At 64.2% G+C, this 22,822-nt stretch carries 12 protein-coding genes; 10 read left to right on the plus strand and 2 right to left on the minus strand.

The genetic code is table 11. The annotated features are described in order from the left end of the window. Positions 1–12 precede the first annotated feature (12 nt). Together AC1DSD_RS08965 and AC1DSD_RS08970 are read right to left on the minus strand one after the other, a co-directional pair. Positions 13–2,406: a glycoside hydrolase family 31 protein gene (locus AC1DSD_RS08965; RefSeq protein WP_478029686.1), complete on the minus strand. Its 2,394-nt coding sequence runs from the start codon at positions 2,404–2,406 to the stop codon at positions 13–15. Further along, positions 2,403–3,665 (minus strand): MFS transporter, encoded by a 1,263-nt coding sequence (locus AC1DSD_RS08970; protein WP_478029687.1) that lies wholly within the window; start codon positions 3,663–3,665, stop codon positions 2,403–2,405. The genes AC1DSD_RS08965 and AC1DSD_RS08970 overlap by 4 nt, the downstream gene beginning before the upstream one ends. 247 nt (positions 3,666–3,912) lie before the next feature. Here AC1DSD_RS08970 and AC1DSD_RS08975 point away from each other — a divergent pair, with 247 nt between their 5' ends. The 10 genes from AC1DSD_RS08975 to AC1DSD_RS09020 all read left to right on the plus strand — a co-directional run bounded on the left by AC1DSD_RS08975 (position 3,913) and on the right by AC1DSD_RS09020 (position 22,820). Then, complete coding sequence (locus AC1DSD_RS08975) at positions 3,913–5,253, plus strand: sugar porter family MFS transporter (RefSeq protein ID WP_478029688.1); 1,341 nt, start codon at positions 3,913–3,915, stop codon at positions 5,251–5,253. A gap of 151 nt (positions 5,254–5,404) precedes the next feature. Then, the gene (locus tag AC1DSD_RS08980; protein WP_478029689.1) at positions 5,405–6,634 is read left to right on the plus strand and encodes an ROK family transcriptional regulator; all 1,230 of its coding nucleotides are present in this window, start codon (positions 5,405–5,407) and stop codon (positions 6,632–6,634) included. Between the two features lie 200 nt (positions 6,635–6,834). Then, entirely contained in the window at positions 6,835–9,210 is a 2,376-nt protein-coding gene (locus AC1DSD_RS08985) for a GH92 family glycosyl hydrolase (protein ID WP_478029690.1), read from the plus strand. 133 nt (positions 9,211–9,343) lie between these two features. Continuing rightward, positions 9,344–11,293, plus strand: coding sequence for a glycoside hydrolase family 2 protein (locus AC1DSD_RS08990; protein ID WP_478029691.1), 1,950 nt, complete (start codon positions 9,344–9,346; stop codon positions 11,291–11,293). Positions 11,294–11,514: 221 nt separating this feature from the next. Then, positions 11,515–14,544, plus strand: coding sequence for a TonB-dependent receptor (locus AC1DSD_RS08995; RefSeq protein WP_478029692.1), 3,030 nt, complete (start codon positions 11,515–11,517; stop codon positions 14,542–14,544). Positions 14,545–14,607: 63 nt separating this feature from the next. Further along, positions 14,608–15,684 carry a glycoside hydrolase family 43 protein gene (locus AC1DSD_RS09000; RefSeq protein ID WP_478029693.1) on the plus strand — a complete coding sequence of 359 codons (1,077 nt, stop codon included), beginning with the start codon at positions 14,608–14,610 and terminating at the stop codon, positions 15,682–15,684. Positions 15,685–15,737: 53 nt separating this feature from the next. Further along, positions 15,738–18,026 carry a GH92 family glycosyl hydrolase gene (locus tag AC1DSD_RS09005; RefSeq protein WP_478029892.1) on the plus strand — a complete coding sequence of 763 codons (2,289 nt, stop codon included), beginning with the start codon at positions 15,738–15,740 and terminating at the stop codon, positions 18,024–18,026. A gap of 38 nt (positions 18,027–18,064) precedes the next feature. Next, positions 18,065–19,474 carry a glycoside hydrolase family 125 protein gene (locus AC1DSD_RS09010; protein ID WP_478029694.1) on the plus strand — a complete coding sequence of 470 codons (1,410 nt, stop codon included), beginning with the start codon at positions 18,065–18,067 and terminating at the stop codon, positions 19,472–19,474. A 20-nt stretch (positions 19,475–19,494) separates the two neighbouring features. Continuing rightward, a complete protein-coding gene (locus AC1DSD_RS09015; RefSeq protein WP_478029695.1) occupies positions 19,495–21,813 on the plus strand; it encodes a GH92 family glycosyl hydrolase in 2,319 nt (772 codons plus the stop codon). Positions 21,814–21,920: 107 nt separating this feature from the next. Then, a complete protein-coding gene (locus AC1DSD_RS09020; protein ID WP_478029696.1) occupies positions 21,921–22,820 on the plus strand; it encodes an ROK family protein in 900 nt (299 codons plus the stop codon). The last annotated feature ends 2 nt before the right edge of the window (positions 22,821–22,822 follow it).

The following is a 22,822-nucleotide window of genomic DNA, read 5'->3' on the forward strand; positions in this document are numbered from 1 at the left end:
ATCTGCGCTGCGCTAGATCGTCAGGGTGACGCCGCGGCGGCCGTCATGGTCGATGTCGCTGCCGACGCCGCCATTGACCACTAGCGAACGAGTCTCGTTCGGCGGCAGCAGCAGGGTGATAATGCCATCGCCCCAGCTACCGGTTCCGTCGCGGCGCACGTCGACGACGATCCGGGTCGCCTCCGCCCGGCCGGTGAGGTGCCAGATATCGACCGGCCCATCGCCATCGCCCGAATCCTCGACCGCCGACCAGGTGAAGGCGCCGTCACGAGGCGGGAACAGCCACGCGCCGCGGCGATAGCGTTCGGGCCGCCATCCGCCGCGCGCGAGATCAACCAGCATCGCCGATCCGGCGCGCGCCAGCAGCGGCGGCAAGCCGTCGAGCGGCGCATCGAGCGTGACCGATGTTCCGCCGGCGATCCGCTCTCCGGTCCACACGTCGAGCCATTCCGCGCCTTCCGGCGGCCGCAAGGTTCGCGTTCCGGCACCTTGCTCCATCACCGGCGCGACCAGCAGGTTGGGGCCGAGCAGATGCTCGTCATTCTCCTGCCAGGCGGCGGCGTCGTCGGGGAAGTCGAGCCAGGTCGGCCGCACCATCGGCGCATAATCGGCGTGATAGGTGTGCAGCAGGTCATAGAAGAAGGGGATCAGCGTCTGGCGCAGCGCCATCAGTCGGCGGATCGCGGGCAACGCCTCCGGGTACATCCACGGCTCGTTGACGGAGCGGTCGTCGTTCCAGCTATGGATGCTGAAGCGCGGCATCAACACGCCTGCCTGCACCCAGCGGATCAGCAGCTCCGGCGACGGTGCCGGTCCGGCGAAGCCACCGACATCATGGCCGCTGTTCGATACGCCGGACAGCGCCAGCCCGATCGACTGGCGCGCATTATAACGTAGCGACTTCCACTCGGTCAGATTGTCGCCGCTCCACGTCTGGGCATAACGCTGCAGTCCGGCCATGCCCGATCGCGTGACGGCATAAGGACGGCGATCGGGCAGCGCCTCGGCCTGGGCGCGCCGCGACGCGCGCGTCATCAACAAGGGCTGGACGGGCCGCATTTCGGCGGCGGCGCGGGGCTGGCCGAAGCCGGCGAACCGGGCGCGCGCGTCCCAGATCTCATATTCATTATTGTCGTTCCAGGTCGCGACCATCCCCTTGTCGAGCAACGCGGTCTTGACCTGGTCGCGCCACCACTCGGCGGCGCGCGGATTGGTGAAGTCGATCTGGCTGCCGACTTCGTCCCAGAATTGCACCTCGACCGGGGTACCGTCGTCATAGGCGACGAACAGCCCCTCGGCGGCGACCTCGTCATAGCGCGGATGGCTGCGCAGCAAGGCCGGCTTGATATTGGGCACGAGCTCGACGCCCGCTTGCGCGTAGCTCGTCACGAAACCGGCCGGGTCGGCGAATTTGTCGGTGTTCCAGTTGAACACGTAGCGTTTGTCGCCGATCGACGTGTAGCCCGACGACAGATGGAACGAGGTGCAGCCGATATCGTGCTCCGCGAGCTTGTCGAGAAACCCCGCCATCTGCGCCGCGGCATCGGGCGCGTCGGTATAGCTCATCGTCGACCCCGAATAGCCGAGCGACCAGCGCGGCATCAGCGCCGGGCGGCCGGTCAACCAGGTGAAGCGCCGGGTGACGGCCAGCGGATCGGGACCGGCGATCATCCACAGGTCCACATCGCCGGACTCCGCCACCATGTGGCGGTACCAGCCGTGATAATTGTCCATCTCGCGCCCGAAGTCGAAATGCACGTCGGCATTGGTGTCGTAGAAGGTGCCGTGGCAACGGCCGTCGGCGTCCGCGACCAGGACGTACGGGATCGACTTGTAGAGCGGATCGCTGGTCTCCGCGTCATAGCCCATCGCGTCGAGATTGGTCAGGCGGAAGCGCCGCCCGGCGCGATCATTGTCGCCGCTTTTGTCGCCGAGTCCGTAGAAACGCTCGCCGGGCCGGCGCGCGACATAATGATGCGCGCGGCCGTCCCACCAGCCGAAATCATAGGCCTGGGTCGGCCGGTCCGCCGCCATCAGCTGCCACGCATCGCCGTCACGCTGTTCCCATGTGCAATAGAGGCCATGCAGCCGGATGCTGACGCGCAGCCGCGCGGTCTCGACGACGATCCGGTCGTCGTCTCGCTCCAGCCGGAAATCGGGACAGGCGAACCCCGCAGCATCCAGGCGGTCGCGCCCGGGCTCGGCGATGTCGGCGGCGCCCGGCGCGATCGCCCAACTCGGCGGGCTCGTCACCTTGCCATCGGCGAGCAGCAACAGCCTGACGACGTCGTCCTCGAGCACGAACACATGCGCGACCGCGCCGGTATCGGCGGTGAGCGTCAGCCGGCCGGGGCCGCGTTCGGTCAGCGCGAACAATGGCGGGTCGGACAACACAGCGCGTCTCATGAGCGGGCTTCCATTGGCGGGAGGGACAAGCGGCGGACAAAGGCGATCAGCACCGCGGCCCCGATCAGATCGAATATGCCGAGCGCCGCGAACAAGGGTGCGTAACCGACGCGATCGGCATATTGCCCGATCAGGAACGTGAACAGCAGCCCGCCGACCCAGCCTGCCTGCCCGACAAAGCCATTGGCGGTGCCGACTTCCTCCGGCGTGAAGACGTCCGCGGACAGCGTGTTGATCAGCACCGAGATCATCTGATGCGCGAACCCGCCGATGCAGAACAAGGCGATGGCGACATAAGGGCTGACAGCGAGCCCGATGCATCCGGGCGCGATCATCAATACCGCGCCCAGGCTGATCCCGAGCACGCGCGAGGGTATCAGGTTGACGCGGAAGCGCTTCATGAAGAACGGCGAAAGATAGCCACCGAGCACGCCGCCGAGATCCGCCGCCAGGAACGGCAACCACGCAAAGGCTGCGATATGCGCCAGATCCATGTGGCGCTCGGTCGCGAGATAGAGCGGAATCCAGAAACTGAAGGTTTGCCAGGCTGGTTCGGCAAGGAAGCGCGGTACCGCGATCACCCAGAAGCGCGCGGAAGACAAGATCTCGCGGGCGCTAGCCTTTCGGGCGGGGATTTTGGGGCGATCCTCTGCGATCATCGCCTGCTCGCGCGGCGTGATCGCGGGATGCTCGGTCGGCGATCGGTAAAAGGCATACCATGCGGCTGCCCAAACCAGCCCGACCGCGCCGGTCACGATAAAGGCCAGCCGCCAATTGCCCCATAAGGCGACCGCGACGACGAGCGGGGGCGCGATCAATGCCCCAAGCGAGGTTCCGGCGTTGAACCACCCCGTCGCGATCGAGCGTTCGCGCGCCGGAAACCATTCGGCAATCGCCTTCATGCCTGACGGGATCGCCGCCGCCTCGGCCAGGCCCAGCAATCCGCGAAAGAAGGCAAGGCTGATCCATCCGCCGGCCAGCGCGTGGAGCATGTTGGCGGCGGACCATGCGATCCCGAAAAACGCGAACCCGGCACGCAGCCCGAACCGGTCGACGATATAGCCGGCGATCGGCTGCATGACGGTATAAGCGAGCTGGAACGCCATGACGACATAGCTGTATTGCGCGGTAGAGATCGACATCGACGTCTTGAGCTCGGGCGCCAGCACACCGAGCGAATTGCGCGCGAGGTAATTGGCGATCGTGCCGGCGCAGATCAGCGCGACGATCCACCAGCGCAAATGCGGTATCCGCTTCACGATCCTCTCCCCAACCCGCGGCGTTGTCCGCTGGCATGCGGCGTAGCGCCTCCGGTGGTATTTGTCGATATTGGTCAGACCAGTGAGCAGGCCAGATCGACAAGTGGCCTGCCAGCTGCTTGAATCTTCGATCCCGGCCGCCATTCGGTGGCCGCCTCGAGCCCACACGCGCTTGACCAGCTGGATTAATACTTCAATTAGATAAATAAATAGAGCGAACAGCGTGGGTGCGGTTGGAGACAGCTTGATGGGCACGCCGAAGGAACGCGTCAATTGGAACGCAGTGGGCACTGCCAGCCTGGGCGGATTGCTGTTCGGTTTCGATACGGCGGTTATCTCGGGCGTTACCGAGGCGCTGCGGGGCGTGTTCGGGCTCAGCGCGATCGGGCTTGGGACGGCGGTATCGGCGGCATTGATCGGGACGCTGATCGGCGCGCTCGGGGCGGGCAAGCCGGGCGACCGATATGGCAGCCGGGCGGTGCTGATCTGGATCGCGGTCGCTTATATCATCTCGGCTTTAGGCTCGGCGATGAGCTGGAATCTCGTGGCGTTCGTCGCGTTCCGGTTCCTCGGCGGCCTAGCGATCGGCGGCTCGTCGGTGCTCGCCCCGGTCTATATCGCCGAGGTGAGTCCAGCGGCGCGGCGCGGATTCCTGGTCGCGCTGTTCCAGCTCAATGTCGTGATCGGCATCCTGGTCGCCTATGTCAGCAATTTCGTGATCGGCCGGCTGGTGACGACCGATCTCGCCTGGCAAATCAAGCTCGGCATCGCTGCCCTTCCGGCTATCCTGTTCCTGATCATGCTGTTGCGCATCCCGCCGTCGCCGCGCTGGCTGGCGCAACGCGGGCGTGACGAGGATGCGCTGGCGGCGATTGCCCAGCTCGGGATGGGCGACCCGCAGACGATCATCGCCGAATTCCGCAGCGATCAGGTCGAGACGTCGAATGCCCGGCTCAGCTGGGCGGCCTATCGCAAGCCGATCCTGCTCGCGATCGGCGTCGCCGCGTTCAATCAGCTCTCCGGGATCAACGCGATCCTCTATTATCTTGGCGATATCTTCGCCGCCGCGGGGTTCGATCGGCTATCGGCCGACCTGCAATCGGTCGCGATCGGCGTCGCCAATCTGCTGGCGACCTTTGTCGGGATGACGGTGATCGACCGCGCGGGGCGCAAGCCGTTGCTGCTGATCGGCGCCGCGGGCACGGGGATCGCGCTGGCGGCGGTGGCGACGATCTATTCGACCGGGCAGGGACAGACACTGCTGCTTCCCGCGTTGATCGGCTTCATCCTGTTCTTCGCGATTTCGCAGGGTGCGGTGATCTGGGTCTATCTGTCGGAGATTTTCCCGACCGCCGTGCGCGCGCGCGGCCAGGCGCTGGGCAGCGCGACGCATTGGGGAATGAATGCGCTGATCGCGTTCGGTTTCCCGGTGGTCGCGCGCTATACTCAGGCGGCACCCTTCTGGTTCTTCGCGGCGGCAATGGCGGTGCAATTCCTCATCGTCTGGCGCTTCTTCCCCGAGACGCGCGGGGTCACGCTGGAAGCGATGGAGGATGCCATCAACCAACCCCGAGCAAAGGCGGCGTAATGGCCAGAATTGAAACCATTGTGGGGATATTCCCCATTGGCGTTCTCGACCGCGGCCAGCTAATTCGTATGACTATGCTCATGGTCATCCGTCGCCTCGTGATTCAACAAGAAGTGGGGACCGCCCGCGCTCGGGCAATAAGGATGCACGGATGACCCAGCCGACAACCCGCCTCAGGCTCTCGGGCACCAACCTGGAGCGCGCCGCCGACCACAATCAGCGCGTCACGCTCCATGCGATCCGTATCAACGGATTGCTGACCCGAGTGGAACTCGCCGAGATTACCGGGCTGACCGCGCCGGCCATCGCCAACATCACCAAGCGCCTGCTCGCGGACGGCTTGATCGAGGAGGCGGGCCAGCGCCGCGGCGGGCGTGGCCAGCCGCCGACCAAGCTCGTCATCAATCGCGATGCCTGCCACTCGATCGGCGTCAATATCGACCGCGACCACATCACCATCGTGCTGGTCAACTTCGCCGGCGAGACCTTGGCCCGCGTGTCGGAGGAAGTGAATTTCGCGCTGCCCGACCATGTCCGCTCACTCTATCGGCGATCGATCAAAGAGATGATGCGGTCGGCGGGGATCAAGGAGGCGAGCCTGGTCGGTCTGGGCGTGGCGGTCCCCGACGATCTCGGTCTGGTCGATCTGCCGGGGCGTCCCGCAGACTATGCCAAGTGGGACAAGATCGACATGGGCGATCTGTTCGACAAACCCTTCTCGCTGCCGATCTTCGTCGAGAATGACGCTGCGGCCGCCGCGATGGGGGAGATGCAGCTCGGCCTTGGGCAGAAGCACAGCACTTTCTTTTACATCCTTATCTCATCGGGGCTGGGCGGCGGCCTCGTCATCGATGGCGCCTATTTCCGTGGCGTCGACGGCCGCAGCGGAGAACTGGGCTTCATGCACGCGCCTGGCAGCGGTCCGCGCGATCAGATCCAGAATCTCGTATCGCTGTCGGGCCTGGCCGGGCATCTCGAGCGCGACGGGTTGAGCCTCGCCGATGTGATGGGCGTGGCGAAGCTGTCGCCGGCGGCCGAGACGTGCGTCGATGGATGGATCAGCCAGGCAGCCGAGCAGCTCTACGTCCCGCTCGAGGCGGTGAATTGCCTGATCAATCCCGGCGTCGTGCTGGTCGGTGGGCGCTTGCCGAGCGCGATCGTCGAGCGTCTGGCGGAACGAGCACACGATCTGTTGCGCGACCAGGCGACCAACGTGCCGGTGATCGCGCCGGTGGCACGCGCTGCCTTGTCGGACGACGCGCCCGCGGTTGGAGCGGCCATCCTGCCGTTCAGCCATTTCCTGCTGCCCAAGCCCGGCGCCTTGTGGAAAGTGCCGGCGACCAGCAACACCAACGGCCGAGCTATCCAGCCGGCGCGCTGAGCGCGATCGACGCGTAAACAGCGTCGATCCATCCGGCTTCACCGACAGATAACGTACGGCACGGGCGAGCTTTTTTGCCGTACTAATTCAATTGACAAAATACTTAATTTAATCGACGGTACTGCTCGACGCCGTTGGAAACAGGACCAATGGGGTGGTCGCCAGGGGCAGCAATAGCTCCGAGAACCAGGGGAGGTACCGTGGGTATCCGCCAGAAGCTTGCATGGCCGGATGGGCAGGGTCGCAGCGCTCGCCTGTTGCTATTGCCGCTGAGCCTGTCGCTCGCCTTGTCGGGGGCGGCGGTCGTCAGCGCGCAGACGGCTCCCGCCAAAGCCCCGGTCGATGAGGTCAATCCGCTGGTTGGCACCGCGCCGCTCGACCGGCCTGAGTTGATCGGCAACGCACCGCCGCCGGGCGAGCCGGTCTATTCCGGCCAGACCTCGCCGGGCGCGCGCCTGCCGCACAGTTCGGTCGAGGCGGCGCCGATCAACAACAATATCGCGCTGACCTATCCGAACGGCGTCGAGGTTCCCTATTATTACACCAATCCGACGATGATCGGATTTTCCGGCGGCGGCGGGTCGTCCTATGGCGGCCGCGCAGAGCCGATCATCATGCCGGTGGTTGGCGACTGGTCGGTGCCCCCTGCCTATTCGCAATCCTATTACGACAAGTCGCGCGAGATCGCGTCGCCGGGCTATTATTCGGTCTATCTCGACACGTTCCGGACGACGGCCGAACTGACCGCCACGCAATGGGCGAGCCTGATGCGGTTCACCTTTCCCGCAAGCGACCGGTCGAACGTGCTGATCAACTTTCCCGAACATGGCGGCGATATCGAGATCGTCGGCGACCAGATGGTGCGGGGCGTGTCGAAGGATAGCGGCGGCGCGGACGGCGCCTATTTCGTCGCCCTGTTCTCCAAGCCGTTCGCCAGCCTGGGAACCTTCAGCAAGGCGCCCGGCGACGCCAAGGGCTGGGGTATCGGCGACAAAAGGGTCGAGCCCGGCCAGCGCACGATCTCCGGCAGTTTTGCGGGCGGTTACATCACCTTTCGCACCAAGGCGGGCGAGAAGGTGCTGATGAAGATCGCGCACGGTACCAGCTACGCCCAGGCCGAGCAGCGCCTGCGCGACGAATTACCCGGCTGGAATTTCGATGGCGTTCGCAACGCGGCGCGCGGTGCCTGGTCGAAACTGCTTGATCGCGTCCAGGTGGCCGGCGGGACGCCCAAGCAGCGGATGCTGTTCTATTCGACCTTGTTCCAGTCGTTCGCCAGCCCGCGCCTGGTTGCCGCCAAGGGAGAGAAGTTCACCGACACCAACGGCAAGGTGCAGACCGCGACGCACGATCGCTACGGCCCGGTGCCGTTCTGGGATACCGGCCGCAACCAGATCGTCCTGCTCGAATTGCTGGAGCCGGAGACGATGCGCGACATCATGCAGTCCGAACTCGATATGGCGCGCGAAAAGGGCTTCATGAACACGTCGTTCCACGGCGACAATGCGGTGTTCATGTATTTGGGCGCGTGGGAGCGCGGCATCCCGTTCGACTATCCGGCGGCGTATGAATATCTCCGCAAGAACGCGACCGATCCCGCCGGCCCGCGCCATTATCTCGCCGAGTACGACAAGAACGGCTGGATCGCGGATGTCGTCCCCGACCACAATCCCAGCCCGCCTTATGCCGGCGGCAAGGCGGGGGCTGCGACCACGCTCGAATATGCCTGGGACGATTTCGCGATGGCGCAATATGCCATGCGGCTCGGGAAGATGGACGATTACGCCCTGTTCCTGAAGCGCGCGCACAATTACGCCAACGTGTTCGACAAATCGGTTGGCTTCGTCCGCGGCCGGACCGCCGACGGCAAGTGGATTTCGCCGTTCGATCCGGGCGAACCCTATTACAATTTCATGATGAAGGAGGCGTCGGGCTGGTCGACCTTGTGGCTGGTGCCTCATGACGTCAACGGGCTGGCCAGGTTGCTTGGCGGCCGCCAGGCCTTCACCGCCAAGCTCGATCGGTTCTTCTCCACGCCCTACAATCCCAAGGGCATCTGCCGCGATTGCACCGGGCTGATCGGCCAATATGTCCAGGGCAACCAGCCCGACCAGCAGGCCGCTTATTATTACGACTGGGGCGGCCAGCCGTGGAAGACGCAGGCGCTGACTCGCCGGATCCTCGCCGAAATGTATGGCAGCGACGCGTCGGGCTATGGCTATCCCGGAATGGACGATCAGGGCGCGACATCGTCCTGGTACGTGCTGAGCGCGATGGGATTCTATCCGGTCGATCCGTCGAACCAGAATTACATCATCGCCAGCCCGATCTTCGACGACGTCAAGCTGCAGATGGGCAACGGCAAGACGCTGGAGGTCGAGGCCAGGAACAACTCCGCCACGAACATGTACATCCAGTCGGCAACGCTCAACGGCCGGCCGTGGAGCAAGCCGTGGTTCAGCCATGACGATATCAAGGATGGCGCCAAGCTGGTGCTGACCATGGGCCCAACGCCGAACAAGAATTGGGGCGCGGCGCCGGCCGACGCGCCGCCATCTATGTCGCCGATGCCCTGACCCGCCGTACCCCTTTGCCTCCGTTCCCCTCCCCCCTCGACGGAGGCAAGAGCCCAGGGCTGCGCCAGCCCGCGCGCCCTGGGCTCACCAATTTGATCGCTGACCGATGGTCCAACGCTCGAGGAGAAACGCCATGCGCACGCTAATCGCAGCAATCGCGTCGATGATCCTGGCGATCAGCGCGATCGACACCGCGGCGCAGACTGCTCCAGCGGGCGATAGCGTCTATGCCGGTGACCTGATGACCCGGTGGGGCAAGGACGTCACGCCCGACAATGCCTGGCGCAGCTATCCCCGGCCGCAACTGAAGCGGGAGCGCTGGCTCAATCTCAACGGCTTGTGGGACTATGCGATCGCCAGGGATTCGGCGCCGCAGCCGGCCCGAATGGATGGCCAGATCCTGGTGCCCTATCCGGTCGAATCGAAATTGTCGCGCGTCGCCCGCAAGGTCACGCCCGACGATCGCATCTGGTATCGCCGCAGCTTCACCGTGCCGCAGGATTGGGCGGGCGAGCACGTCATGCTCAATTTCGGCGCGGTCGATTTTGCCGCGACGATCTGGGTCAATGGCGCCGTCGTCGGGTCGCACAAGGGCGGCTTCGACACGTTCGGCTTCGACATCACCGATTATCTTAAGCCCGGGCAGAACGAGCTGGTCGTACAAGTCGCCGATCCGACCAGCGCCGGCACGCAGCCCCGCGGCAAGCAGATTCTCGACCCCTCGGGCATCTGGTACACCGCGGTCAGCGGCATCTGGCAAACGGTGTGGCTCGAGCCCGTGCCCAAACTCCATATCGAGGACGTTCGCGCGACGCCCGACATCGACCGCGGAGTCGTCGATGTCGCGGTTGCATTGAGCGGATGGGCGAACGACACCGATGCGGTAAAGCTCACGGCGAGCGCCGGCGGCAAGGTGATCGCGTCGACGATCATCCGGGCCAATCGCCGCGCGACGCTGGCGATTCCCAATGCTCGCTTGTGGTCGCCCGACGATCCCTATCTCTATGACCTCAAGGCCGAGTTGGTGACCGTCGCCGATCCCTATGCCGGGCAGGAGGAGCGCGATCGCAAGGCTTATGACGCGCGCTTCACCGCGGGCGAGGATCGGACTTATGCCGCGGCGCGCATCGCCGGCACGCCGCGCGATACGGTCGATACCTATTTCGCGATGCGCAAGATCTCCATTGGTCCCGGGCGGGTCGCGGGCCAGCCGGCGATCCTGCTCAACAACAAGCCGCTCTTTCAGAACGGTACGCTCGATCAGGGCTGGTGGCCCGACGGTCTCTACACCCCGCCGTCCGAAGAGGCGATGAAGAGCGATTTGATCTTCCTCAAACGCGCCGGCTTCAACATGCTGCGCAAGCATATCAAGGTCGAGCCGGCGCGCTATTATTACGACGCCGATCACCTCGGTATGTTGATCTGGCAGGATATGCCCTCGGGCGGCGGTGAGGATCAATTCGTCACCGGAACCAGCAAAAGCCAGGCAGTGCTGTCGTCGGACGCGATGGCGGAAAACCAGAACGAACTCGCCGCAATGATCGGCGACCTGCGCGGCTTTCCCTCGATCGTGATGTGGGTGGTCAACAATGAGGGCTGGGGGCAGTATGATTCCGCGACCCTGGCCCGCTACGTCAAGGGCATGGACCCTGGCCGGCTGGTTGATGCCGATAGCGGCTGGCTCGACGTCGCGCCCGGCGCCTCGGACGTGTTCGACATCCACACCTATGAAGACGTGCCTAACACGCCGACGCGCAAGTCTGCCCGCGCGATCGTGATCGGCGAATATGGCGGCATCGGCATGCCGATCGCGGGCCATATCTGGCGGCCCGGAAAGAAGAATTGGGGCTATCAGGTGGCGACCGGCGAGGAGGATTATCTCGCCCGTTTCCGCCGCAAGATGGCCGGGGTCATTCGTGCCGCGCGCGAGGATGGACTGAGCGCCTCGATCTATACCCAGACGACCGATGTCGAGGACGAGATCAACGGCCTGCTGACCTATGATCGTGCGCGCGCCAAGGCGTCGCCGGAAGCCTTGTCGGCAATCGCGGCTCCGCTGCGAGCGTTGCCGGATGCGAAGTAATACACTGAATTAATAAGACAAAATCTTAGGTTGTGATGAGGGCGGAGCTACGCCCGAGCAGGAAAAAATCGCGCCGGACAATTTAATTGACAAATTGCTTTTTATATTCTGAATTGCGCCGCGACAGGTTTGCGGACGGGCTTCGAGCCCCGCCGCGGCGTCGAACGAAAAGAAAAACGGAGGGCGATAACGCCCTCACTCATGGAAGAGGGAAGATCCATATGAGCATTCGTCACATCGATCTTGGCTTGGGCACAGCATGCACCCGGTCGCGGGCCAGGCTGATTCGCGACCTCATGCTGACCGCCGGCGCGGCAATTGGTTTCTCGGGCGGTTTCTCCGGCATCGCGCAGGCGCAGACCGCGCCTGCCGTACCCGCTACGCCTGACGCTAGCGCGCAGCCCGCCGATCCCCAGGCTGCCGATTCGGCCGGCGAAATCACCATCACCGGATATCGCCAGTCGATCGAGGCCAGCTTGCGGACCAAGCGCGAGGCCAACGCCTTTATCGACGTCATCACGGCCGAGGATGTCGGCAAATTCCCCGACAAGAACGTCGCCGACGCGCTGCAGCGCGTGCCGGGCGTCATCATTTCCCGCGACGGCGGCGAAGGCTCGCGAGTCAGCATTCGCGGCCTGAATTCCGACCTGACGCTGACCGAGCTCAACGGCAATTTCATCGCCGGCACCGACTCCGGCGATCCATCGCGGTCGTTCAACTATTTGCTGCTGCCGTCGAGCATGATCGGCAGCGTCGAGGTCTACAAGTCGCCCGAAGCGCGGCTCGACGAGGGCGGGGTCGGCGGCACCGTCATCCTGCGCACGCGCCGGCCGCTCGATCTCAAGCCCTGGTCGGGCTTCGTTTCGGCCGAGGGCACCGATTCGGACGTCACCGACAAGATCGAACCGCAACTCACCGGTCAGATTTCATGGCGCAACGACGCCGGCACGATCGGCCTGCTGGTCGGCGGCAGCTGGCAGAAGCGCACCAACCGCGAGATGGATGGCTCGACCGAGAGTTGGCAATGGTGGACCGATGGTGGCCGCAACGGCAAGCCGGCGACCGACGTCAACGGCAACGTGCTGCCCAACCAGGACGCGATCACCTATTGGTCGGAGGACAAGGCCCCGACTACGCAATCGGGTCAGCATTATAACGGCTATTGGGCGCCCCAGTCGGTCAACGAGCAGATCACCACCGACAAGCGCGAGCGCATCGGCATTCAGGCGACGATCGACTTCAAGCCGTTCGACAATCTGCGCCTCACCGCGAATTATTTCCGCTTCCAGCTCAATCGCACGCAAGAAGACAATGTGCTGAAGATCCCCGAATGGGGCTACGGCAACTTCTTCACTGGCGCGAAGTTCGACAAGAGCGGCACGGTCATGCAGTCGGCGACCTTCCAGGTGCCGCCGGCGGGACAGGGCTGCTCCGCCAACACTCCGATCTGTACGATGGAAACGCCGCAGCTGTCGGCCATCTATCAGCGCGAAAAGCAAATCTCGAACACCTACGACCTGCATGGCGATTGGAATCTCGGCCACCTTGCCGTGTCGTTCGTGGTCGGCAAGACGAAGTCGACCGGCGGTCCGTCGCAACAGATGAAAGTCGCGGTGAAGCCTCGCCTGACTGGTGCCGTCACGCAGAACGGCAACTTCCTGAGCAGCTGGGACTTCAGCGGCGGCGACCTGGGCATGACCTTCTCGCCCGATGTGCAGAAGAACATCCTGGCGGGTATCGCCCAGGTCGATACCGGATCGACCGGGTCAGGCTATACCAACAGCAGCATCGAGCAGCGCTACGCCCAGATCGACGTGACGCGCACGTTCGACGATTTCTTCATCAGCTCGATCCAGGTTGGCGGCAAGTGGCGCGACGGTCGCGTCCAGCGCTCGACCGGCGAGCAGGATTGGTATGCCGATCCGGCCACGTTGCTGCGCTTCCAGGACACGCCGCAGGGTGCGGTGGCGCAGCCGTCCTTCTTCTACAGCAATCCGATCAGCAATATCCCCGGCGGGTTCACGGCGTCGTCCTTCCCGGCGATCAACATGACCAGTTACCTGAACTATTTGAACTCGACCTATGGTCAGGCCGTGAAGGTCCCGCAGCCGCAGAACCTCTACAGGATCGGGGAGAAGATCTGGGCCGGTTATGCCCAGCTGAACTTCAAGTCGGGTCCGATCCGCGGCAATATCGGCATCCGCATCGCCAACACGAAACAGACGGGCACGTCGACCGATACGCTGTATTTCGAGAACGACTATTGCGTCGACGGCCCCGGCGGCCCGTTCGATCCCAACCGGCCGATCGGCCCGGACGGCAATTGCCAGGTCATCCCGCAGAGCCAGCGCGAAGTCCGCGTCTTCAGCCCGAACAGCGAGTCCAAGAGCTATACGGACGTGCTGCCGAGCTTCAATATCTCCTGGGACGTGACGCCGAACCTGTTGGTCCGCGCCGCGGTTTCGAAGGTCGTTGCCCGCCCCTCCTATAACGACCTCGCTTCGGCGCGCTCGCTGACGTTCCATTCGGACGCCTACACGTTCGATCGCGCGCAGTTTGGCGAACGGGCCGGCTGGTCGGGCGACGGCGGCAACTTCAACCTGTCGCCGTTCTCGGCCTGGGCGTATGACATCGGTGCGGAATGGTATTTCCACCCGGGTTCGGTGCTCGGCGTCGCCGCGTTCCGCAAGGATGTGAAGAACTTCGTGGTGCCGCTGGTGCTCGACCTGAACCAGGAAGTGCAGGGGCAGACCGTGCTGGTCCAATCCTATTCGACCCAGGCGAACGGCTCGAGCGCCAAGTCGGAAGGCGTCGAAGTCTATGCGCAGCACACGTTGTCGTTCGGCCTCGGCGCGCAGGTGAACTTCACCTACAACCATACATCGGTCGCCGACGTCTCGCTTAATGGCCAGAAGATCGGCACCTCGCCGCTGGTCGGCAGCGCCAAGACGCAGTGGAATGCCTCAATATTCTACGAAAAGGGCCCAGTGCTGTTGCGGGCATCGTATAACCGGCGCGGCGAACGGGTGCAGGGGCTGGTGTCGGGGCTCAATGTCTATGACGACCCGTATCAGCAGGTCGACCTCAACGCCTCGGTCGAGGTGTTCCACAACCTCACGATCACCGGCTCGGTGATCAATCTCACCAAGGAGACGGCGAGGTCGCATCTGGGGAACGACACCAAGGCCCGCTATTATTCGTCGCAATATACCGGTCGCCGCTTCTATCTTGGCGCCGCGTTCAAGTTCTGATCGATCGTAACCGGGACGGCGGCCTCTCTCCGCCGCCGTCCCAACCAAGGGGGCCGAGACGGCATGCGAAGGATAGCGATGCGCCTTGCCGCGGCAGGGCTTGCGCTGGCGGTGCCGCTTCCCGTGCTTGCGTCCAACCCGATCGTGCCCGATTGGTATGCCGATCCCGAAATCCGCATCTTCGCCGGACATTATTGGATCTATCCGACCTATTCGGACGATAGCGGCAAGCCCGATCCCATGCCGCCGTTGTTCACCGCCGCTCAAACGGCGAAGCGTGCCAAGCCGAAGATCCGCCCGGAATATCTCAAGCAGACGTTCCTCGACGCGTTTTCCTCGCCCGATCTCGTCCATTGGACGCGGCATCGGTATGTGCTCGATACCGCCAGCATCAAATGGGCGGCCTATGCGGTATGGGCGCCGTCGGCGATCGAGCGCGACGGCAAATATTATCTCTTCTTCGGCGCCAACGACATTCAGAGCGACAAGGAAACCGGCGGCATCGGCCTGGCCGTGTCGGACAGTCCCGGCGGACCGTTTCGCGACGCGATCGGCCATCCGCTGGTGCCCGCCTTCCACAACGGCGCGCAGCCGATCGATCCCTTCGTCTATCGCGACGACGATGGCCGGACCTACCTCTATTACGGCGGCTGGGGCCATTGTAACGTCGTCCGGCTGAGCCCCGATCTGAAGTCGGTGGAACCCTATCCGGACGGTACGACATGGAAGGAAATCACCCCGCCCGGCTATGTCGAGGGCTCCTTCGTGATCAAGCGCAAGGGGATCTATTATCTGATGTGGTCGGAGGGCGGCTGGACCGGCCCCGATTATCGCGTCGCCTATGCGACCGGCAAAAGCCCGCTCGGTCCATTCGAGCCGAGGGGCACCATCCTCGCACAGGATTTCCACATCGCCAGCGGCGCGGGGCACCATTCAGTAGTCAACGTGCCGGGCACCGACGATTGGTACATCGTCTATCATCGCCGGCCGCTCGGCGACGACAATGGCGACCACCGCCAACTGGCGATCGATCGCATGACGTTCAATGCCGACGGGACCATCGCACCGGTGGTCATGACCAATGAAGGCATCGCGCCGCGGCCGCTGCCGGCCATCATGAAAAAGGGACGCCGATCGTGATCAGGACCATCGTGACCTTGCTGAGCGCAGGTGCCTTGCTGTCGTCGCCCGTCATCGGCAGCGCAGCGCCCGCCTTCGCACAGCCCGTCGCGACGCCGCAGCCCGCCTTGGTCGACCTGATCAATCCGCTGATGGGCACCGACAGCGACCATGCTCTGTCCTATGGCAACACCTATCCGGCGATCGCGGTGCCCTGGGGGATGAATTTCTGGACGCCGGTGACCGGCAAGATGGGCAGCGGCTGGGGCTACACCTATGCCGCGAAAAAGATCAACGGCATCAAGCAGACGCATCAGCCCAGCCCCTGGATGAACGACTACGCCGCGCTCGCTTTGTTCGCCGAGACCGGTCCGCTCAAGATCGAGCAGGAGGATCGCGCTAGCTGGTTCAGCCACAAGGCGGAGGAGGCGCGCCCCTACGGCTACAAGGTCTATCTCGCCGATTACGACGTCACCGCCGAGGTCACTCCGACCGCGCGCGCGGCGCAATTCCGCTTCACTTTCCCCAAGAGCGACGACGCCCACATCCTGATCGATGGCCAGGATGGCGGTTCGATGGTGACGATCGATCCGGTCAAGCGGCGGATCACCGGCTATGTCCGCAACAATAGCGGCGGCGTGCCCGACAATTTCCACAATTACTTCGTCGCCGAATTCGACCACGATTTCACCGTGACCCGCACCTGGGACGACAATTACCAGCTCTCCGCCGCCAAGACGCGCGAAGGCGGCCATGTCGGCGCGGTGGTCAGCTTCAAGACCGCGGCGGGGGAGCAGGTCGGCGTCAAGGTCGCGTCGTCGTTCATCAGCCCCGAACAGGCGGCGCGCAATCTCGACGCGGAGGTCGGCAAGGACAGTTTCGACCAGACCCAGGCCAAGGCGAAGCAGGCGTGGGAAACGCAGCTGGCGCGCGTCCGGGTCGAGGATCCCAATCTCGACAATCGCCGGACCTTCTACTCGGCGCTCTATCGGATGCTACAATTCCCGCGGATGTTCTACGAGATCGATGCCACGGGAAAGCCGGTCCATTACAGCCCCTATGACGGCAAGGTCCATGCCGGCTTCATGTACACCGACAACGGCTTCTGGGACACGTGGCGCGCGGTCTTCCCGTTCTTCGCGATGATGTATCCCGAGCGCGACAGCGAGATGATGCAGGGCTTGGCCAACACGGTCAAAGAGGGCGGCTGGCTACCCGAATGGGCGAGCCCCGGCTATCGCGACGTGATGATCGGGTCGAACTCGGCGAACATCATCGCCGATGCTTACGCCAATGGCGTGCGTGGCTTCGATGTCGAAACGCTCTACAAGGCGATGGTCAAGAACGCGACGACCAGCGCGGGCCGCCCGACGGACAAGAAGGGCGAGGTTGTGAGCGCCGTCGGCCGCGAGGGCGTCGAATATTATAACCGGCTCGGGTACGTGCCCTACGATGTCGGCATCAACGAAAATGCCGCGCGGACGCTCGAATATACGACCGCCGATTTCTCGCTGTCGAGGCTCGCCGCTGCGCTCGGCAAGACCGAGGATGCGAAGCTTTATGCCCAACGCGCGCAGAATTACCGCAAGCTCTACGATCCGCAGAGCGGGTGGATGCGCGGACGCAACAAGGACGGGTCGTGGGAGACGCCGTTCAATCCCTACAAATGGGGTGATGCGTTCACCGAGGGGAATGCACTGCACTACACCTGGGCCGTGATGCAGGATACGCAGGGGCTGATCGACCTGATGGGCGGCGACAGGAAGTTCGTCGATCGGCTCGACGGCATCTTCACTACCCCGCCGATCTTCGACGACAGCTATTATGGCTCGGTGATCCACGAAACGCGCGAGATGCAGATCGTCAACATGGGCCAATATGCCCATGGCAATCAGCCGATCCAGCACATGATCTATCTCTACGACTGGGCCGGTGCGCCGTGGAAAGCGCAATATCGCGCCCGCGACGTGATGAAGCGGCTCTATTCGGCGACTCCGGATGGCTATCCCGGCGACGAGGATAACGGGCAGACCTCGGCTTGGTATGTCTGGTCCGCGCTCGGCTTCTATCCGGTGACGCCGACGGTCGGCCAATATGCGATCGGCAGCCCGCTGTTCCAGAAGGTCACTTTGGCCTTGCCGAACGGCAAGACGCTGGCGATCGAGGCCGAGAATAACAGCCCCGACAATGTCTATATCCAGTCGGTGACGCTCAACGGCGCACCGCACGATATGGCCTATTTCACCCGCGAGGCGTTGGCGCAGGGCGGCACGCTGCGGTTCGTGATGGGGCCGACGCCGAACAAGCAATGGGCGAGCACCAAGGCGGCCGCGCCCTTCTCGATGAGCGCTCCCGCCAAGTGACCCGGAGAAAGACGCTGACCCCCAATCGACGCCACATCATGGCCGGAGCCGGCGCCATCGCGCTCAACGCGGCATTGCCGATCGCAGCCCGCGCGGCGTCCTTCGCCAGCAAGCGCCCGCCGCTCGCCCGGCGGCTGTTCACTAGCCCGGCCGTCGAGGCCGAGATCGCGCGGGTGAAGGCCGTCATCGCCGATCCCGAACTCGCCTGGATGTTCGAGAATTGCTATCCCAACACGCTCGACACCACGGTCGAGACCGGGTCGGTCGACGGCAAGCCCGACACCTTCGTCATCACTGGCGACATCGAGGCAATGTGGCTGCGCGACAGCTCGGCGCAGGTCCAGGCCTATGTCCATCTCGCGCCGCGCGACCCAGCGTTGCAGCGGCTGTTTCACGGGCTGATCCAGCGCCAAGCGCGCTGCATCCTGATCGATCCGTATGCCAATGCCTTCATGAAGGACGCGGCGGCCAGGAGCGATCTCGAATGGTCGCAAAAGGACCAGACCGACATGCGGCCCGGCGTCGCCGAGCGGAAATGGGAGATCGACTCGCTTTGCTATCCGATGCGGCTCAGCCACGCTTATTGGACGACGACGCGCGACAAGGCGCCGTTCGACGATAGCTGGGCACGCGCGATGAAGCTCGCGGTCGCGACCTTCCGTGTGCAGCAGCGCAAGGACGGACAGGGGCCGTATCATTTTCAGCGCGCCGCGGCACAGCCGACCGACTCGCTGATCCTCGACGGGTACGGCGCGCCGACCAGGAAGATCGGCCTGATTCATTCGATGTTCCGGCCGTCTGACGATGCGTGCGTCTATCCGTTCCTGATCCCGTCGAACCTGTTCGCGGTGTCGGCGCTCCGCCAGCTGGCAATGGTCCATCGCCAGGCGCGCAACGACGCCGTGGCGGCGCGAGACTGCGAGACGCTGGCGGCCGAAGTCGAGGCCGCGTTGAAGGCCCATGCTTTAGTTCCGGACGGGCAGGGCGGCCGGGTCTGGGCCTATGAGATTGACGGGTTCGGGAACTGGCTGTTCATGGACGACGCCAACGTCCCGAGCCTGTCGGGCCTTGCGCTGATCGACGCAGCCAGGCGCGACGATCCGTTGTTCAGGCGCACCGCGGCGCTCGCCTGGAGTCCGCGCAACCCCTATTTCTTCCGCGGCAAGGCGGCCGAGGGGATTGGCGGCCCGCATGTCGGGATGGACCAGATCTGGCCGATGTCGATCGTCACTCATGCGATGAACGCCGACGACGACGCGACGATCATCCAATGCCTGCGCTGGTTGAAGGCGACGCATGGCGGCACCGGGTTCATGCACGAATCCTTCGACAAGGATCGGCCGGCAAAGTTCACGCGGTCCTGGTTCGCCTGGGCCAATGCCTTGTTCGGTCAATTGATCGTCGAGTTGGCCGCGCGCAAGCCGGCGATCCTCGCCGGCCGCATCTGATAATCCGGAAGGGAAGAACGATGATCACCGCCAGCCGCCGCCAATTGCTCGCCGGCGCCGGTCTTGCCGCGCTCGGCAATGCGATGCCCGGCCTAGCCTGGGCAGCGCCGTCGGTCGCCGCCCGGCCCGATTTGTTCGTCGGCACGGGCGGGCACGGCCATACTTTTCCGGGGCCGTCGCTGCCCTATGGCATGGCGCAGCTGGGCCCCGACACCAACAATATCGGCTGGGACGCGTGTTCGGGCTATCACCGCGACGACCGCTCGATCATGGGTTTCAGCCACACCCATCTGTCGGGCACCGGCATCGGCGATATGCTCGACATCTTGGTGGTGCCGACGCGCCAGCCGCTGATGCTCGAGCCGGGGCCGGTCGGCGATCCCGACAAGGGCTATCGCCAGCGTTTCTCCGATGAATATGCCGAGCCCGGTTACTATCGCGTTCGGTTGGAATCGGGCGTCCAGGCAGAGTTGACCGTCACCGATCGCTGCGGTCTCCACCGCTATCGTTTCCCGAGCGGCCCGGCGCATATCCTGATCGATTTCGCCCATGCGATGCTCGACACATCGGACAAAGGCGGGCTGCTCGAGAATGCCTCGCTGGCAGTGGATTCCGACGGGGTGCTGACGGGCAGCCGGACGGTCAACCGCTGGGCCAAGGGGCGGCATATCCATTTCGCGATGCGGCTGTCGCGCAAGCCGGACCGCGTCCAGTTCTTCGGCGATGACGATACGCCCGCCGCCAAGGACGCGACGAATGTCGCTGGGGGAAAGCTCAAGGTCGCGCTGTTTTTCGACGATGCCGGCGGCGATCCGATCCTGATCAAGACCGGATTGTCGGGCGTCGACGTCAAAGGCGCGCGCGACGCATTGGCCGAAATTCCCAGCTGGGATTTCGATTCTGTCCATGCCGCCGCTCGATCCGCCTGGACCAATGCGCTCAATCGGGTGCGCGTCTCGGGCGGCACCGAGGCGCAGCGCACGATCATGGCGAGCGCGCTTTATCACGCGCAGCTTGCGCCGACCTTGTTCGCCGATCGCGACGGGCGATATGTCGGGCTCGATCGGCAAGTGCATCAGCTGGCGCAGGGCGAGCGCGCGTACAGCGCCTATTCGCTGTGGGACACGTATCGCGCGCTCCATCCGCTGCTGACGCTGATCAATCGCGATCAGGCGACATTGTTGGTGCGCGACCTGATCCGGCAGACGCAGCAAAGTCCTTATGGGCCGCCGGTCTGGACGCTTCAGGGATCCGAAACCGGCTGCATGATCGGCTGGCATTCGGTATCGGTGCTCGCCGAGGCGCATGCCAAGGGGATCGAGGCCGATTACCAGGCGGCCTGGCCCAATATCCGCCGCCGGGCCTTCGATCGCGATTATAAGGATTCCGACGGCTCGTTGGGCCGCGGCTATTATTACGACCTGAATTACATTCCTGCCGACAAGATCTGGGAATCGGTCAGCCGTACGCAGGAATATGCCTATGACGACTGGGCGATGGCCCATCTGGCGGAAGCGGCCGGCGCGACGGAGGATGCGGCTACCCTGCGCAAGCGTTCGCGGAATTATCGCAACGTCATCGATCCCAAGATCGGCTTTGCGCGCCCGCGCTTTACCGATGGTTCGTGGTGGGAGAAGTACGACCCGATCCAGCTCGGCCATGACGTGCCCAAGTGGCGCGATTATACCGAAGCCAATGGCTGGCAGGCGACCTTCCTCAACCAGCATGACGTCTATGGCCTGATCGAGCATTTCGGCGGCGACGCGGTGTTCGAGGGCAAGCTCGACGCGTTGTTCAACGGCCCGTCGACCTTGCCGGCCAACGCGCCGCCCGACATTTCGGGCCTGGTCGGGCAATATGCTCATGGCAACGAACCCGATCAGCACGTCGCCTATCTCTACGCTTATTGCGGCGCGCCGTGGAAAACGCAGGCAATGGTCCGCCGGCTGCTGACCGAGATGTACAAGGCCGATCCCGACGGCGTGATCGGTAACGACGATTGCGGCCAGATGAGCGCCTGGTTCGTGCTGAGCGCGCTCGGTTTCTATCCGGTGGATCCGGTCAGCGCGATCTACGTCTTCGGGTCGCCGCTATTCGACGTCGCCGAGGTGGATGTCGGCAACGGCCGGACGCTTATCGTGCGCGCCAATGGCAACGGGCCCGACCGTCCGTACGTCCAATCGGTGCGCTGGCGCGGCAAGCCCTGGACGAAGAACTGGATCGCGCATGCCGAGCTGATCCAGGGCGGCGATCTCGTCTTCGAGATGGGCGCGCAGCCATCGCGGTTCGGCGCGGCGAAACGCGATCGCCCGCCCTCGTTCGCGCGCGGGCCGGCGTAACCCCCAGGACACGGAGCCGCAGCGCGGCGCCGAATATTTTTTAGACAGTCGAGAGCAGTTTCAATGGTGTGTGCGTGGTGTGTGCTGACGATGAACGCGGTGATGCAATGAGTGCCGGCGGGTCGTCTCCGTTTTTTGCCGGTGTCGAGCTTGGCGGCACGAAATGTGTGTGTACGCTCGCATACGGCCCCGACGTGATCGTCGATCAGCGGACCGTGCCGACCACCACGCCATCCGAGACCTTGCCCGCGATCTGCGCGATTCTGTCGGACTGGGAGCGGGACCATGGCTTCGCCGCGATCGGCATCGCCTCGTTCGGCCCGCTCGATCTCGATCCCGATTCCCGGCGCTATGGCCGGATTACCAGCACCAACAAGCCCGGATGGCGGGGCGCGGACGTTCGCGGCATCCTGTCGGCACTCTTCTCCGTGCCTGTGGGCTTCGACACCGACGTCAATGGCGCCGCTTTGGCGGAGATTCGTTGGGGCAGCGGGCAGGGGTTGAGCGACTTCGCCTATGTCACGGTCGGCACGGGAGTCGGCGTCGGGCTGATCGTCCACGGCCAGCCCACGCGCGGTATCGGACACAGCGAATTGGGCCATATCCGGGTGCCGCGGCTGCCGGCCGATCGGGTAAAAAGCGCGTGCTCTTACCATGACGATTGCGTCGAGGGCCTCGCCTCGGGGCCGGCGCTGCTTGCCCGGCTGGAGGGACGGTCGCCAGCGGATCTGTCGCCCGATGATCCGGTATGGGACCCGATCGTCCACACGCTTGCCGCCATGTGTCATGCGTTGGTGTGCGCGACCGGGCCCTATCGGATCGCGATGGGCGGCGGCGTCGTCTCCGGCCAGCCGCATTTGCTCGACCGGGTCAACGCGGCGCTGATCGAGAGTCTCGCGGGCTATATGCCCCTACCCCGCGGGGGGGATTATATCGTGGCACCGCGGCTGGGCGATCTGGCCGGCCCGCTCGGCTCGATCGCGCTCGCCGCCAACGCCGCCGGTTGAGA

It is taken from the genome of Sphingomonas sp. P4_D12 (assembly GCF_056401895.1).

Bases quoted from the DNA above. Each gene is read 5' to 3' on its own strand.
- AC1DSD_RS09010 (WP_478029694.1), top strand. From the start codon at position 18,065: ATGGCCGGAGCCGGCGCCATCGCGCTCAACGCGGCATTGCCGATCGCA.
- AC1DSD_RS08965 (WP_478029686.1), bottom strand. From the start codon at position 2,406: ATGAGACGCGCTGTGTTGTCCGACCCGCCATTGTTCGCGCTGACCGAA.
- AC1DSD_RS09000 (WP_478029693.1), top strand. From the start codon at position 14,608: ATGCGAAGGATAGCGATGCGCCTTGCCGCGGCAGGGCTTGCGCTGGCG.
- AC1DSD_RS09020 (WP_478029696.1), top strand. From the start codon at position 21,921: ATGAGTGCCGGCGGGTCGTCTCCGTTTTTTGCCGGTGTCGAGCTTGGC.
- AC1DSD_RS08980 (WP_478029689.1), top strand. From the start codon at position 5,405: ATGACCCAGCCGACAACCCGCCTCAGGCTCTCGGGCACCAACCTGGAG.
- AC1DSD_RS08975 (WP_478029688.1), top strand. From the start codon at position 3,913: ATGGGCACGCCGAAGGAACGCGTCAATTGGAACGCAGTGGGCACTGCC.
- AC1DSD_RS08990 (WP_478029691.1), top strand. From the start codon at position 9,344: ATGCGCACGCTAATCGCAGCAATCGCGTCGATGATCCTGGCGATCAGC.
- AC1DSD_RS08995 (WP_478029692.1), top strand. From the start codon at position 11,515: ATGAGCATTCGTCACATCGATCTTGGCTTGGGCACAGCATGCACCCGG.
- AC1DSD_RS09015 (WP_478029695.1), top strand. From the start codon at position 19,495: ATGATCACCGCCAGCCGCCGCCAATTGCTCGCCGGCGCCGGTCTTGCC.